The organism is Cupriavidus sp. SHE, assembly GCF_000812445.1.
In the GTDB taxonomy this organism is placed as follows: Bacteria; Pseudomonadota; Gammaproteobacteria; order Burkholderiales; family Burkholderiaceae; genus Cupriavidus; species Cupriavidus metallidurans.
Map to the genome: position 1 here is coordinate 1 of NZ_JWMB01000050.1, position 13,311 is coordinate 13,311.

The following is a 13,311-nucleotide window of genomic DNA, read 5'->3' on the forward strand; positions in this document are numbered from 1 at the left end:
GACGACTACGAGGCTCTGCTGCCCTGGAGGCTCAAGCCCTCAACCGTCTAGCGGATACCGCCGGCGGCCGCAAGGGGCGCCCTTAAAAGACCGCTTACGATGGGTTCCAGCCTCGGCACGAAAGTACCCTCGTTATCCTGCATCTGTGCCGCCATGCCTATGAGCTTTTCCTGAAAGGGGCAATTTCATCGAAAACTGGAAAGCCGCCACCCAAAACTCATCGTCTGGACGTCCTTCATGCTCGCTATCGGAGTCTCTACCCGTTGGACAAATACCAGATCGATGCGCCGTTCTCCCCCCAAGTCTTTGAGGACGTGTCAGGTGGTCTTTTCCCAGGTTCGCTCGAATCCTATCAGCGCTCGCACGATCAACGCTTTCGCTATCCGACCGACACGAATGGCCACGTGTTCAAAGAATCTGGGGAATTCGATGCGATAGCCTATCAAGCGGCCATACAAAAATTTCACTCGCAAGTGTGCAGGATGGTCGCCCGCATCGAATTCGATTGGTGGTCGTACTAGAGAGGCTGCACTTGTGATGCGGCTTGTGGGAACGTCCCCTTACTCCCCAAAGAGCGGGTGATAAATTCGGCGTTGCGGCTTTCTTTTGTCGTGTAGTATGGCTCGCCAGTCAAGCTGACTGCTTTGCTAAAGGAGACTGTAATGGCGACGTACAAAGAACTATTGGCAGAAAAAGCGGTACTGGAGTCCAAGCTCGAGGAGATGCGGGAAGTCGAGCGTGGCGCTGCGGTCGATCGAATCCAGCAACTTATGTCGGAGTATGGGCTGACGGTGGACGATATTGTCGGCAAGCGACGTCGTGGTCGGCCCGCTGGCAGCAAAAAATCTGCCGTTGCCAAGGAGAAGTCCAGCCTCCCGCCGAAATACATGAACCCCAAGACTGGTGCAACTTGGTCGGGCAGGGGACGCGCGCCAAGCTGGCTCGGGAAAAATCGCACCAGGTTCCTGATTGCCGAAGCCTGAAGGGACAAAGTTCGGGCGAGATCCTGCAGTACCTCCATGCTCGTAAAGATCGGCTGCATTCTGCCAGGATTAACGCGAAGAATCTCAAAAAAGTGATGCAAATGCATCTTCGCGGACGATCCAAAGCTACTCGCAGACACCCATCTCGAGCCAAAGCTCGAGATGAGCGGCAGAGAACATTCTGCTCGTGCCAGGTGACATACCTGTCATAGACTTGGGAAAACAATACTGTATATTTGCACAGTGTTGTTTTCTGGGGAATCCCACTGTAGTTCTCACGCGCCTCTCTCTGTGTACGTATACAAGTGCACAAGTGCCGGGAAAGATCGGCATCAAGCAAAGAGAGTTAGGACTGCATCTCCACTTGCTCCATTGCTGCGGCCGTACCCTCGGGATGTGAGGCCAGGTCCTTGCGGTCATTCACTTCTTCTTCGCGAGTCAGGACGTGGTCCGCCCATTTCTCCATCATTGGACGCCGCTGCTCGAGCAAGTCGGTGCGGTGGTAGGCTGCTTCCACCTTGTTGGCTACGGTATGGGCGAGCGCTCGTTCGGCTAGGTCGCGTGCATACCCGTGCTCGCTTGCCCAATCGCGGAAACTTGACCGGAAACCGTGTGCAGTTGCGTAGCGACCAGGCGTATCGCTTTCGGCTTTGACCCGCCGGAGTAGGGCGGTCATCGTCATATCGCTAAGCATCTTCTCGCGCGGTGACGGGAAGACATATGTTTTGTGCAGCCCTTGTTCTTTGAGATTCTCGATGATCTCGAACGCCTTGGCTGATAGCGGAACGCGATGTGATTGATTTGCCTTCATGCGATCCGCTGGAATCGTCCAGACGCGAGCGGTCAAGTCAAATTCGTTCCAGGTCGCGCCGCGTATCTCGCCGCTGCGACTTGCGGTCAGGATCAGGAACAGTAGGGCCGCCCGGGTGCTGTCCGCGGGTTTGAGATCGCTCAGATGGGCCTTAACAAATGTCGGGACGTCGCGCCATGGCATGGCCGGCTGGTGCTCGGGCTTGCCAGACTGTTTGGGCAAAATATGATCGACGACGGAGACCGGATTTGCCGTGACGAGTCCATGGGCCCATGCCCACTGCATGACCAGGTGCATGCGTTGACGCGTCCGGCTGGCAGTTTCCTTCTTCAAAAGCCAGATAGGTCGCAGGGCGTCCGCACAGTCGCCTGGAGTGATTGCTTCGAGTTTTCGCTTTCCAAGCTTCGGGAACACGTATGTTTCCATCGTGTTGATCCACTGCGCAGCGTGTTTTTCGTTCTTCCATCCCGGCTTTAGCTCTTCGTGGACCTTACGGGCAGCAGCCTCGAAAGTCAGAGCGGCCGCTGCCGCGGCCGCGGCTTGGCGTTCCCGCTCACGCTGATCGATGGGATCCGTTCCGTTGTCAATGAGCTTTCGCATGGCAAACGCCTTCTCCCGAGCCTCTGCGATCGAAGTTTCGGGGTACGTTCCCAGGCCAGCATCGCGTCTCTTGCCCGTGACGGGACTGGTATAGCGGAAGGTCCATTTGCAGCCCGAAGTTGTCGGCGCCAGTATGAGCCCAGTCACTTTTCCATCGAAAACTGGTTTGTCTTTGGGCTTCAGCGCCCTTGCTTGCTTGTCGGTTAGCATCGTTCCCAGCCCATCAGCCAGCCCATCAGCAGGAGCTGGAAAGTGTCGAATAAGGCTAGATTACTTTGGATGCCAAATCTGTGCAAGTGATTGAATAAAAAGGGAAAAATTGGACAAATCTGGACGGTCTCGGAAGCTGCGATGAGGGACGTCCACTCCGCCAACAAAATTAGCCCGCGTCAGCGGGCTTTTTTGTGCCCGCAATTCTGGCTTGCAGGCGGGCCTCAGGCACCGGAGTGGGGCGAGTCACCTGTGCGGCTTCCGCTTCGCTGGCGCGACCACTCCAGCAAGATCGACAGATTGCGGTTTCGCATCATCTCTCGACGCACATTCAAGCAGTACAACCCCTCGCTTTTGATAGAATCGCAAGGTTTGACTTTCGAGCCACCCCTTTAACCGGATCAGCATGCTTGATTTCGTACGCAACAACCGGCGCCTGATGCTCCTTCTGCTGCTGGTGCTTGTCTTCCCGTCGTTCGTATTCTTCGGCGTGGAGAGCTATTCGCGCTTCATGGACAGCTCGCACGATGCTGCCAAGGTCGATGGCCGGGCCATCACCGTGCAGGAAGTCGACAATGTGGTGCGCGACCAGAGCGAACGGATGCGCCAGATGCTGGGCAACAACTACGATCCGCGCATGTTCGAAGGCCCTGCCGCGCGGCAGGCCGTGCTGGACCAGTTGATCCAGCAGCGTGTTATTTCGGAAGCCACTCAGAAGAAGCACCTGACGGTTTCCGATGCGCAGATCGCTGCTGCGATCCAGAGCATTCCCGCCATCGCCCAGCTTCGCACGGCGGACGGCAAGTTCGACGAGAAGGCCTACGTGCAGCTGCTGGCGGCGCAAGGCATGACGCCCGAGCAGCTCGACGCACGGATGCGTTTCGAACTTTCCACGCAGCAACTGGGTGGCGCCATCGGTACGACAGCTTTCGTGCCGAAGTCGCTGCTCGATCGTCTGATCGCGATTCGCGACCAGCAGCGTGATGTGCAGGCCATCGTCATCAAGCCGGCCGATTTCACGGCCAAGGTGACGCCGGACGCCGCTGCGCTGAAGGCTTACTACGAGTCCCATCTGGCAGCCTACACGATGCCCGAGCAGGCCAAGGTCGAGTATCTGGTGCTGTCGGGTGATGCCCTGGCTGCCAGCCAGACGATCACCCCCGATCAGTTGAAGTCGTATTACGACAGCAACATCCAGCGTTTCCGTACTGACGAGCAACGCCGCGCCAGCCACATCCTGATCGCCGCGCCGAAGGATGGCAAGGAGGCAGACCGCAAGGCCGCCAAGGAGAAGGCCGAGAAGCTGCTTGAGGATCTGCGCAAGCATCCGGACACGTTCGCCGATGTTGCGAAGAAGAACTCGCAGGATCCTGGTTCGGCTGAGAAGGGCGGCGACCTCGGCTTCATGGGTCGTGGTGCCCTGGTCAAGCCGTTTGAAGACGCGATGTTTGCGCTCAAGGATGGCCAGATCAGCGATGTTGTGGAAACCGATTACGGCTATCACATCATCAAGCTGACGGGTATCAAGCCGGCAGCGACCGAGCCGCTCGAGGCAGTGCGTCCCGAACTCGAGATCGAACTCAAGAAGCAGCTTGCCGCGAAGGCGTATACCGAGCAGGCCGATGCGTTCGGCAACATGGTGTACGAGCAGTCCGAGAGCCTCAAGCCCGCCGCCGACAAGTTCAAGCTGACGATCCAGACTGCGGACAATGTCACGCGTACGCCGAACCCGGCGTTGGGCAAGGACAACCCGCTCAATAACGAGAAGGTGCTCAAGGCGCTGTTCAGCGATGACGCCATCAAGAACAAGCGCAATACGGAAGCCGTGCAAGTCGGCCCGACTACGCTGGTGTCGGCGCGCATCGTCGACTATCGCCCGGCCGCTGCGCGCAAGTTCGAAGAGGTAGAGGCGCTGGTGCGTCAGGCCTACGTCGCACAGCAGGCGGCGGAACTGGCACGCAAGGATGGCGAAGCCCGTCTTGAAGCCTTGAAGAAGAGCGGCAGCGCCGATGGCTTCGGCCCGATGGTGACCGTGTCGCGTGCCAAGGCTGATGGCGTCTCGCCGAAGGCTGTCGATACGATCATGCGTGCCGATGCCTCGAAGCTGCCTTCGCTCGTGGGTGTGGACCTCGGCGCGGATGGGTACGCGATCTACCGTATCGCCAAGGTTGGCACGCCGCCGCAGGCCAACGCAAACCAGCGTGAGGCTGACGCACAGCAACTGGGCCAGATGGCCGGCCAGACGGAACTGGCAGCGTTCTATGACGTGCTCAAAGCCGGTGCGAAGGTGAAGATTCTGCATCCGGCCAAGACGGACGACGCGGCAGCGAGCGCACCTGCTGCACACTGACGCGACGTCGCCTGCGATGTAAAGAAGCCCCTGCGGTTGCGAGCCTGCAGGGGCTTTTTTGCATCTGGTCTTGCCGATCAGCTCGGGATGCTGTGGCGCCGTCCGGCAACGCCGGCACGGCCAGCTCGGCCGAAGGTCCGGTGTCTACGCCGCCTTCTTCAACAACGGCTTCAATTGCGACCAGACATTGTCCAGCAACGTGGGCTGCGCGGCGGAGGTCGGATGAATCCGATCGGTCTGGAACCATTCGGGACGCGAGATCACGTTGTCCAGCAGGAAGGGCACCAGCGCGGCCCGTTTTTCCTTGGCCAGCTTGCTGTAGAGTGCGAAGAATCGCTCGGTGTAATCCTGACCATAGTTCGGCGGGATTCGCATTCCCACGAGCAGCACGGTGGCACCAGCTCGCTGGGCATCGCTGACGATCGTTCTCAGATTGGCCTCGGTGGTCTGCAACGGGAAGCCGCGCAGGGCGTCGTTGGCACCCAGCTCGACGATTACCACCGCCGGCTTGTGTCGCTTGAGCAGGTCAGGCAGGCGCGTCTTGCCGCCGATTGTGGTCTCGCCACTGATGCTCGCGTTGACGACGCTATAATCGAACCGCTCCTTGCTCAGGCGGTCCTGCAGCAGGCTGACCCAGCCAGTGCCACGTGCAATGCCGTACTCCGCCGACAGACTGTCGCCCAGTACCAGCAGCGCGGGCTTGTTGCCAGATTGCGCGTGCGCCGGCACTGCCGTCATGACGGCCGTTGCCAGTGTGATACCCAATGCCGCCAGCCATTGCCGGCGCCTACTGTTTGTCATCCTCTCTCGCATGTCCACGTCCATTCTTGCCGTCGAGTCATTAGGAAAGACCGTAGCCGATACGACCGGTTCGCTGACGATTTTGCACGACGTAACGTTTTCCGTCACGGCGGGTGAAACGTTGGCCATTGTCGGGGCGTCTGGGTCGGGCAAGTCCACGCTACTTGGCCTGCTTGCCGGGCTCGATCTGCCGAGCACGGGATCGGTCCGGCTCCATGGTCAGGATCTGTTCCGGCTCGATGAAGACCAGCGTGCCGCGCTGCGCGGGCGTCACGTTGGCTTCGTGTTTCAGTCGTTCCAGCTGGTCGGCCATCTGACCGCGCTGGAGAACGTAATGCTTCCGCTCGAGTTGCGTGGCGAGACCAATCGCGTGCGCGAGCGGGCCGTCGACATGCTGGAGCGAGTTGGGCTCGGCCAGCGGCTGTCCCATTATCCACGCACGCTTTCCGGCGGCGAGCAGCAGCGTGTGGCGTTGGCGCGCGCCTTCGTTGCGCGGCCCGATATTCTGTTTGCGGACGAGCCGACCGGCAGTCTGGACACCGCCACGGGCGAGGCGGTCATCGCGCTGATGTTCGAGCTCAATCGCGATGCCGGGTCGACGCTCGTGCTGGTCACGCACGACCGTTCGGTGGCGGCGCGATGCGGCCGCATCCTGACGATCGAGGCTGGCCGTGTAGCCAGCGATGAGTTCATGGATGTGGGCGTCTGAACGGTGTCGACGGGGTTAACTGCGCGCCAGTGAGCGGCGTGCCCGCGCGATCAGCGCGGCGGTCGATGCATCGTGGGCTTCCGTGGCATTGCCACTGAGTTCGGCCTCGATCGGGCGCGCCAGGATCTTGCCGAGCTCCACGCCCCACTGATCAAACGAATTGATGTTCCAGACGATGCCCTGCACGAAGGTGCGGTGCTCATAGAGCGCGATCAGCGCGCCCAGCACGTGCGGCGTCAGGTTTTCCATCAGCAGCATGTTGCTGGGGCGGTTGCCCTCGAACACCATATGCGGAATGCGTGCTGCGTCGACGCCAGCCGCTTGGAGTTCTTCCGCACTGCGCCCGCGCATCAATGCCTCGGCCTGCGCAAAGCAGTTGGCCAGCAGCTTGACGTGATGGCCCGGCAGTTCGCGCGGCGGCACCAGCGGCGCGACGAAATCGACCGGCACGATCTGCGAGCCCTGGTGGATCATCTGGAAGTAGGCGTGCTGGCCGTTGGTGCCAGCCGTGCCCCAGACCACTGGCGCGGTATCCGCGTCCACCGGACGGCCATCGAGCTGGACCGACTTGCCGTTGCTCTCCATCTCGAGTTGCTGGAGGAACGCCGGAAACAGTTCGAGCGAGGTCGAATAGGGCGCCATGCAGCTCGTCGGCATGTCGTGGAAATTGCGATACCAGATGCCCAGCATCGCCATCACCACCGGCATGTTTTGGGCGAGCGGTGCAGTGCGGAAATGATCGTCCATCGCGCGGGCCCCGAGCAGCAGGTCCTCGAAGGCGTCGAAGCCGACGGCCAGCGCAATCGACAGGCCGACCGACGACCACAGCGAGAACCGGCCACCGATCCAGTCCCAGAACTCGAACATGTTGTTCGGGTCGATGCCGAACTCGACCACCGCGTCGCGATTGGTCGACACGGCGACGAAGTGCCGCGCGAGCTGATTTTCGGCCACGCCGTGGCGCAGGAACCAGTCCCGCATGCTGCAGGCGTTGGCCATGGTTTCGAGCGTGGTGAACGTCTTCGAACAGACGATCGCCAGCGTGCGTGCCGGATCCAGGCGCTGGAGCGTTTCGGCAAGCTCGGTGCCATCCACATTCGAAACGAAGTGCACACGCGGTCCGCGCGGGTCGGCCAGATGCGCCAGGGCGCGGCATACCATGCGCGGGCCCAGGTCAGAGCCGCCGATGCCGATGTTGACAATGTCGGTGATCCCCTGGCCCGTGGAGCCGGTCCAAACGCCACTGCGCACGCGACCGGCAAACTCGCGCATCCGGCGGAGTACATCGTGGATGGCGGGCATGACCGATGCCCCGTCGACCTTGAACGGCGCGTCGGGCAGGGCGCGTAGCGCGACGTGCAACGCGGCACGATCTTCGGTGGCGTTGATATGTTCGCCAGCGAACATGGCATCGCGGCGCGCCGGCACGCCGGCTTCCTCGGCAAGCTTCATCAGCAGCGCAAGGGTTTCGCCGGTGATGCGGTTCTTCGAGTAATCCAGATACAGGCCGGAGGCTTCCAGCGAGAAGGTATCGACCCGTTGGGCAGCCCCGGCTTCGGCGAACCACTGCTGCATCGGCGTCTCGCGGACGACGTTATGGTGTTGGCGAAGGGCGTTCCAGGCTTGGAGGTCAGTCGGCATTCGTTCTTGGGGGAAATCGGGCACGAACGCCCGCACGAGGCAGGCGCCAGCAAGTATATCGTCAGAATGTGATCGCAAATTCCGGAAGTGGCAGCAAAAAGTAACGAGGCTTGCCGGATTGACGGTTTCCGACGTCGGGATGTCGTTACCTTAGCAGAGGGTGCCTACGCCCCCTATCGGCAATTGTCCGACGCGTGCCGCGCCGCGCGCATCACCTGAGATCACCTCGACGGCGTCTGGCGTGATCCGCGCGGCATTGTTGGTGGCATTGGCGGGACGTCACGCTCCACTGCCGTGCAGCAACGCGTTGAAGATGTCCCGGGCGGGCAGATAGAGCTCGCTGGCAGTCATGCCAGCCGGGCCCGTGCCCGACGCTACTAGCCTGTCGGCGGCACGGCCGTGAATCCAGACCGCCGCGCGCGCGGCCGCGACGATCGGCATTCCCTGGGCGATCAGGGCGCCGATCATTCCGGCCAGGACATCACCGGTGCCCGCGGTGGAGAGCGCGGCATTGCCGGTCGGATTGATCGCGGGCGGCGCGCCGTCTGGGGATGCGATCACGGTTCCGGAGCCCTTGAGCACGATCGTGGCCTGCCACCGTGTGGCCAGTGCGGTTGCGGCCGCCAGCCGGTTGCGCTGGATAACGGCCACGGTGCTGCCCAGCAGTCGCGCAGCCTCAAGCGGGTGGGGCGTCATCACGTGTGCCGCGCCGCTTTCGATAAGCTGCTGGGCCAGCGTGCCATCGGTAGCCAGCAGGTTGAGCGCATCCGCATCGAGCACCAGCGGTGCGGCTGTCGTCGCATTGGCGCAGATATCGATCAATTGCGCCAGTTGCTTGCGCGCGGAGGCGCCCGTGCCCATCCCGGGGCCGACCACGTAGGCGGACATCGCGCCGGGCGAAAGCTCCGTCACGGCGTGCAGCATCAATTCCGGATGGACCGGGTCGATGGTGGGCGCCGGTTGCGCGAGGAATCCCACATGGACACGCCCGGCGCCCAGATACAGGGCGGCGCGCGCGCCAAGCAAAGGGGCCCCGGTCATCCCATGGCTGCCACCGATCACAGCCAGGCTGCCGAAGCTACCTTTGTTATCTGCGTGCTCGCGTCGCGGCAGCGAATGGGAAAAACCCGGCGGCTGATTGACCACCGCCACGGGATGTTCGGCTGGCGGATAGTCGAGCCCGAGTGGTGCGATATCGACCTCGCCGGCGCAATCGCGGCCATCCAGGGTCAGCAGGCCCGGCTTGGCAGCCAGGAACGTCAGCGTGCGTTGTGCCCGGACCGCCGGGTTGCCGGCGCCGGTGTCGGCGAACAGTCCGCTTGGGATATCGAGCGAGAATGCCGGCAGGTGCGAGTTATTGAGATGGTCAATCCAACGCGCCATATTGCCGTCGGCCGCGCGGTTGAGTCCGATCCCCAGCAATCCATCGACGATTGCCGCGCATCCGTTCGGCCAGGGAGGAATCCCGGTAGCGGCATCGTTGGGCAGCGCCAGGAGCGGCACGCCGGCGGCGCGGGCCTCGAGCCAGGCGCGTGCCGCATCGGCGGGCAGCAGGTCGGCTTCGCCGATCAGCCATGCTTCCACGAGCCGCCCGCGCTGATGCAGGCGCATGGCGGCGACCAGCGCGTCGCCACCATTATTGCCAGGGCCGGCCAGGCAGAGGATGCGGCCATTCGGCACCCATGCGTGCAGCCAATCCGCTGCCGCCGCTCCCGCGCGGGACATCAACGTGAAAGGCGGGGTCGCGGCCAGCCCGGCGTGCTCCACGCGGCGGATTGTCGTCAGGTCGTAAAGCGGCGTAACGTCCGTGCCGGCGGGATCCAGCGCGATGCGTTCCGGCGTCGCGTCGGGGTCCGGGGATGTCGAAGGCGAGACAGTCGTGCTCATATCGGTATCAGGCGGGGCCCAGCCGGTAACGTTCGGGTGTCAGCCCATCCATGTCGATGGCTGGCCCGTCGCCTTGGCCGGCGCTCGCTGCAATCTGGTCCGCGGCAATTTTGCCCGATCCGCAGCTCATCGCCCAGCCCGTCGAGCCATGGCCGAGGTTCAGAAACAGGCCCGGCACGCGGGTGGCGCCGATCAGGGGCGGGCCGTCAGGCAGCATCGGTCGCGCCCCAGCCCAGAGCGTGGCGGCGTTGTAGTGCCCGGCTACCGGAAACCAGTCGCGCGCGACCTTGATCAGGGTTTGCAACGCGGCCGGCCGCAGATCGAGCTTGCGTGATCCAAGCTCCGCGGTGCCCGCCACGCGCAGTCGATTGCCCATGCGCGTGATGGCCACCTTGAACGATTCGTCCATCAGGGCGCCTAGCGGCGCCTGTAGTTCGTCCGTCACCATGACCGTGGCCGAGTAACCCTTGACCGGGTAGAGCGGCAGGCGCAGCCCCAGCGGGCGCAGCAGCGTCTCGCTGCCGACGCCGGCGGCAAGCAGCACGCGGTCCGCATCGAGCACTTCCCGGGCACGGCCACGGAGCGCGGCAAGTTCGACTGTGAGGCGGCCGTCCGTTCTACCTAGCCGGGCGACTTCGGTTTGGAAACGAAACCGGACACCCGCGGCTTCCGCGTGCTGGTGCAGTTTGCGCACGAAGATCGGGCAATTGCCGGATTCATCCTCTGGAAGGTGCAGGCCGCCTGCCAGTGGCGTGTCGTCGGTCAGGCCAGGTTCGATGCGCCGGCAGCCGGCGGCGTCGATGAGCTGATGCGGGACGTTGTTCTCGCGCAGCAGCGCCAATGCGGGCGATGCGAGATCAAGGTCGCGCTGTGTGCGAAATAGTTGCAGGTAGCCACGTGATTGCTCGTACTCGATCTCGAGTGCCGAGCGAAGCTCGTGCAGACAGGCGCGGCTGTAGAAGGCCACACGCTGCATCCGCAGCTTGTTGGTGCGATAGCTTTCGGGGTTGCATTCGCGCAGCCAGCGCACGATCCAGCGCCACATCGCGGGATCGGCGCTTGGGCGGAACACGACCGGCGAGGCGTGCTGGAACAGTGAGCGCACGATCTTGCCGGGCATCCCGGGCGCCGCCCAGGGCGTGACGTAGCCGGGGGCGATCACACCCGCATTGCCAAAGCTGGCTTCCTGCGCGGGGGCGCCGCGTCGCTCCAGTACAGTGACTTCGAAGCCGGCCTGGCGCAGGTACCAGGCCGAGCAGACGCCGATTGCGCCGGCGCCGATGATGATCACGTGCATCCGCTAGCTTTGCCCCCTTCAGGATGAAGTGCCGCTATTTGAGCTCCTTCGCCATGACCACGTCTGGCAGCCATGTCACCACGCTGGGCCACACGGTGATGATGCCGATCGCCAGCACCATCATCATGAAGAACGGCAACGACACCCTGGCGATGTAGTTGCTGTCCTTGCCAGTCATGCTCTGGAGCACGAACAGGTTGAATCCGACGGGTGGTGTGACCTCGGCGATTTCCACCAGCAACACGATGAAGATGCCAAACCATACCAGATCAAAGCCGGCGGCCTGCACCATCGGCAGGACGGTGGCCGTGGTCAGCGCGATCATCGAGATGCCGTCGAGCGCCGTGCCGAGCAGGATATAGATGATGGTCAGGACCGCGATCAGCGCCCACGGCGACAGTTGCAGCGCCGCCACCCATTCGGCCAGCGCGCGCGGAATGCCGGTGAAACTCATCGTGACCGACAGGAATGACGTCGCCCCGAGCACGAACATGATCATCGCGGTCAGCCGGGTGGCCGACATCAGGCTTTCCCAGAATGCCTTGCGCGTCAGCGAGCCGCCCGCCCAGGCCAGCGCGAGCGACGCCACCACGCCATACGCGGCCGCCTCGGTAGCCGTGGAGTACCCGGCCATCATGATCCACGTGATGAACGCGATCAGGATGATGCAGGGCATGAGCTGCCGGATCGACGCCAGCCGGGCCGACCAGCCGAACGTCTCGGCTGCCGGGGTCTTCTCAGGATTCATCAGCGCCCAGACCACGATGTATCCCGAAAACAGGATCATCAGCAACAGGCCCGGCAGGAACCCGGCGAGGAATACGCGGATGATGGAGACGTCGGCGGACACCGCATACACGACCATCGTGATCGATGGCGGGATCAGAATGCCCAGCGTGCCCGCCGTCGACAGCGAGCCGAGTGTGATGCGCTCGTCGTAGCCGCGTCGGGTCAGTTCGGGCAGTGCCGACTTGGCGATCGTGGCGCAGGTGGCCGCCGACGACCCCGACACCGAACCGAAGATGCCGCAGCCGAGAATATTGACGTGCATGAGACGGCCCGGCAGCCAGTTGAGCCACGGGGAGAGGCCATTGAACATCTGCTCGGAGAGCTTGGTGCGGAACAGGATTTCTCCCATCCACACGAACAGGGGCAGCGATGCCAGCGTGTAGGACGCACTGGACGACCACCAGGAGTTGGCCAGGTTCACCAGCGCGTCGTGGTCGGAGAAAATCACCAGGCCGACCCACGAAGTCACGGCGATCGCCACGGGAATCCACGCGCCGATCGCCAGGAAGACGATCATCACCAGCAGCAGGATCAGGGCAACGAGAACGGTGCTCATCAGACGGTCTCCCCAAAGTCGCCAGCGGCCAGCTTGGCTTCCTGCGCGAGCTGGTAGCGCGGTTTCTGCCGGCGTATCACACGCAGCCATTCGTCGCCGACGGCCAGCAGGAAACCGAGCGCGCCGATTACCGCGAAACTTTGCGGAATCCAGAGCGGAATCACGATCTGCCCCTGGGACACATCGCCGATATCCCAGCTCTGCCAGGCAAATGAGCCGAGCGCCCACGCCGCATAGCCGGCGAAGATCAGGCAGATGGTTAGCGAGATGACTTCCAGCAGCCAGCGGCGTTTGGTGCCGACGGCTTCCAGCAGCATCTCCACGCGCACGATGCCACCGTGCTGAAACGTCTGACCGAGGATGAGGAAGGCCGAAGCGGCGCACAGCCACGCGACGATGTCGTCGCCGCCCTTGAGCGTGATCGAGGTCTCGCGCGAGATCGACATCGCGATCATCACGATGCAGACGGCGAGGATGCAGAGCGCGCCGAGCGCGGCGCAAACGTCAAGCAGATGGTCGAGCCAACGCTTGCGGAGGATGGGGGCTTCCATGGTGATGACGGGCTACCTGTGACGCGGGAACGGCGATGGGAGGGCGCGCGATCAGCGGCGCGCGCCTGCTGCAATGCACGGGCGAAAGCAGGCGGGCGCCACGATGGATTGCGGCGGGCCTGCTTT

General features: G+C 62.8%; 11 protein-coding genes. 4 read left to right on the forward strand and 7 right to left on the reverse strand.

Annotation, left to right across the window (positions count from 1 at the left end):
- Positions 1–263: 263 nt before the first annotated feature.
- Together RN01_RS23935 and RN01_RS23940 are read left to right on the forward strand one after the other, a co-directional pair.
- The gene (locus tag RN01_RS23935) at positions 264–521 is read left to right on the forward strand and encodes a hypothetical protein (RefSeq protein ID WP_024569853.1); all 258 of its coding nucleotides are present in this window, start codon (positions 264–266) and stop codon (positions 519–521) included.
- 141 nt (positions 522–662) lie between these two features.
- Complete coding sequence (locus tag RN01_RS23940; RefSeq protein WP_017516127.1) at positions 663–983, forward strand: H-NS histone family protein; 321 nt, start codon at positions 663–665, stop codon at positions 981–983.
- Between the two features lie 346 nt (positions 984–1,329).
- On the opposite strand, the gene RN01_RS23945 is transcribed toward RN01_RS23940, so the two are convergent.
- Complete coding sequence (locus RN01_RS23945) at positions 1,330–2,604, reverse strand: tyrosine-type recombinase/integrase (RefSeq protein WP_017513993.1); 1,275 nt, start codon at positions 2,602–2,604, stop codon at positions 1,330–1,332.
- A gap of 406 nt (positions 2,605–3,010) precedes the next feature.
- On the opposite strand from RN01_RS23945, the gene RN01_RS23950 reads away from it, so the two are divergent.
- Complete coding sequence (locus RN01_RS23950; protein WP_017513992.1) at positions 3,011–4,954, forward strand: SurA N-terminal domain-containing protein; 1,944 nt, start codon at positions 3,011–3,013, stop codon at positions 4,952–4,954.
- Positions 4,955–5,098: 144 nt separating this feature from the next.
- Here RN01_RS23950 and RN01_RS23955 read toward each other — a convergent pair whose 3' ends face one another.
- Entirely contained in the window at positions 5,099–5,779 is a 681-nt protein-coding gene (locus tag RN01_RS23955) for an arylesterase (protein WP_011516607.1), read from the reverse strand.
- Here RN01_RS23955 and RN01_RS23960 point away from each other — a divergent pair.
- Positions 5,766–6,464, forward strand: coding sequence for an ABC transporter ATP-binding protein (locus RN01_RS23960; protein WP_024569852.1), 699 nt, complete (start codon positions 5,766–5,768; stop codon positions 6,462–6,464). The two genes, RN01_RS23955 and RN01_RS23960, sit on opposite strands and share 14 nt — an antisense overlap.
- A gap of 15 nt (positions 6,465–6,479) precedes the next feature.
- Here RN01_RS23960 and pgi read toward each other — a convergent pair whose 3' ends face one another.
- The 5 genes from pgi to RN01_RS23985 form a co-directional block, all read right to left on the reverse strand.
- Complete coding sequence (pgi, locus tag RN01_RS23965) at positions 6,480–8,105, reverse strand: glucose-6-phosphate isomerase (protein WP_024569851.1); 1,626 nt, start codon at positions 8,103–8,105, stop codon at positions 6,480–6,482.
- A gap of 279 nt (positions 8,106–8,384) precedes the next feature.
- Complete coding sequence (locus tag RN01_RS23970) at positions 8,385–9,992, reverse strand: bifunctional ADP-dependent NAD(P)H-hydrate dehydratase/NAD(P)H-hydrate epimerase (RefSeq protein WP_024569850.1); 1,608 nt, start codon at positions 9,990–9,992, stop codon at positions 8,385–8,387.
- Between the two features lie 7 nt (positions 9,993–9,999).
- On the reverse strand, positions 10,000–11,289 hold the full coding sequence (locus tag RN01_RS23975) for a D-amino acid dehydrogenase (protein ID WP_024569849.1): 1,290 nt from the start codon (positions 11,287–11,289) through the stop codon (positions 10,000–10,002).
- Between the two features lie 34 nt (positions 11,290–11,323).
- Entirely contained in the window at positions 11,324–12,634 is a 1,311-nt protein-coding gene (locus RN01_RS23980; RefSeq protein ID WP_008651678.1) for a TRAP transporter large permease, read from the reverse strand.
- Complete coding sequence (locus RN01_RS23985) at positions 12,634–13,185, reverse strand: TRAP transporter small permease subunit (protein ID WP_017513333.1); 552 nt, start codon at positions 13,183–13,185, stop codon at positions 12,634–12,636. Before RN01_RS23985 ends, RN01_RS23980 begins: the two co-directional genes overlap by 1 nt.
- Positions 13,186–13,311: the final 126 nt, after the last annotated feature.

Excerpts from the sequence above, each read along its gene's own strand:
- RN01_RS23940 (WP_017516127.1), top strand. The coding sequence starts at position 663 with ATGGCGACGTACAAAGAACTATTGGCAGAAAAAGCGGTACTGGAGTCC.
- RN01_RS23945 (WP_017513993.1), bottom strand. The coding sequence starts at position 2,604 with ATGCTAACCGACAAGCAAGCAAGGGCGCTGAAGCCCAAAGACAAACCA.
- RN01_RS23950 (WP_017513992.1), top strand. The coding sequence starts at position 3,011 with ATGCTTGATTTCGTACGCAACAACCGGCGCCTGATGCTCCTTCTGCTG.
- RN01_RS23960 (WP_024569852.1), top strand. The coding sequence starts at position 5,766 with ATGTCCACGTCCATTCTTGCCGTCGAGTCATTAGGAAAGACCGTAGCC.
- RN01_RS23955 (WP_011516607.1), bottom strand. The coding sequence starts at position 5,779 with ATGGACGTGGACATGCGAGAGAGGATGACAAACAGTAGGCGCCGGCAA.
- pgi (WP_024569851.1), bottom strand. The coding sequence starts at position 8,105 with ATGCCGACTGACCTCCAAGCCTGGAACGCCCTTCGCCAACACCATAAC.
- RN01_RS23970 (WP_024569850.1), bottom strand. The coding sequence starts at position 9,992 with ATGAGCACGACTGTCTCGCCTTCGACATCCCCGGACCCCGACGCGACG.
- RN01_RS23975 (WP_024569849.1), bottom strand. The coding sequence starts at position 11,289 with ATGCACGTGATCATCATCGGCGCCGGCGCAATCGGCGTCTGCTCGGCC.
- RN01_RS23980 (WP_008651678.1), bottom strand. The coding sequence starts at position 12,634 with ATGAGCACCGTTCTCGTTGCCCTGATCCTGCTGCTGGTGATGATCGTC.
- RN01_RS23985 (WP_017513333.1), bottom strand. The coding sequence starts at position 13,185 with ATGGAAGCCCCCATCCTCCGCAAGCGTTGGCTCGACCATCTGCTTGAC.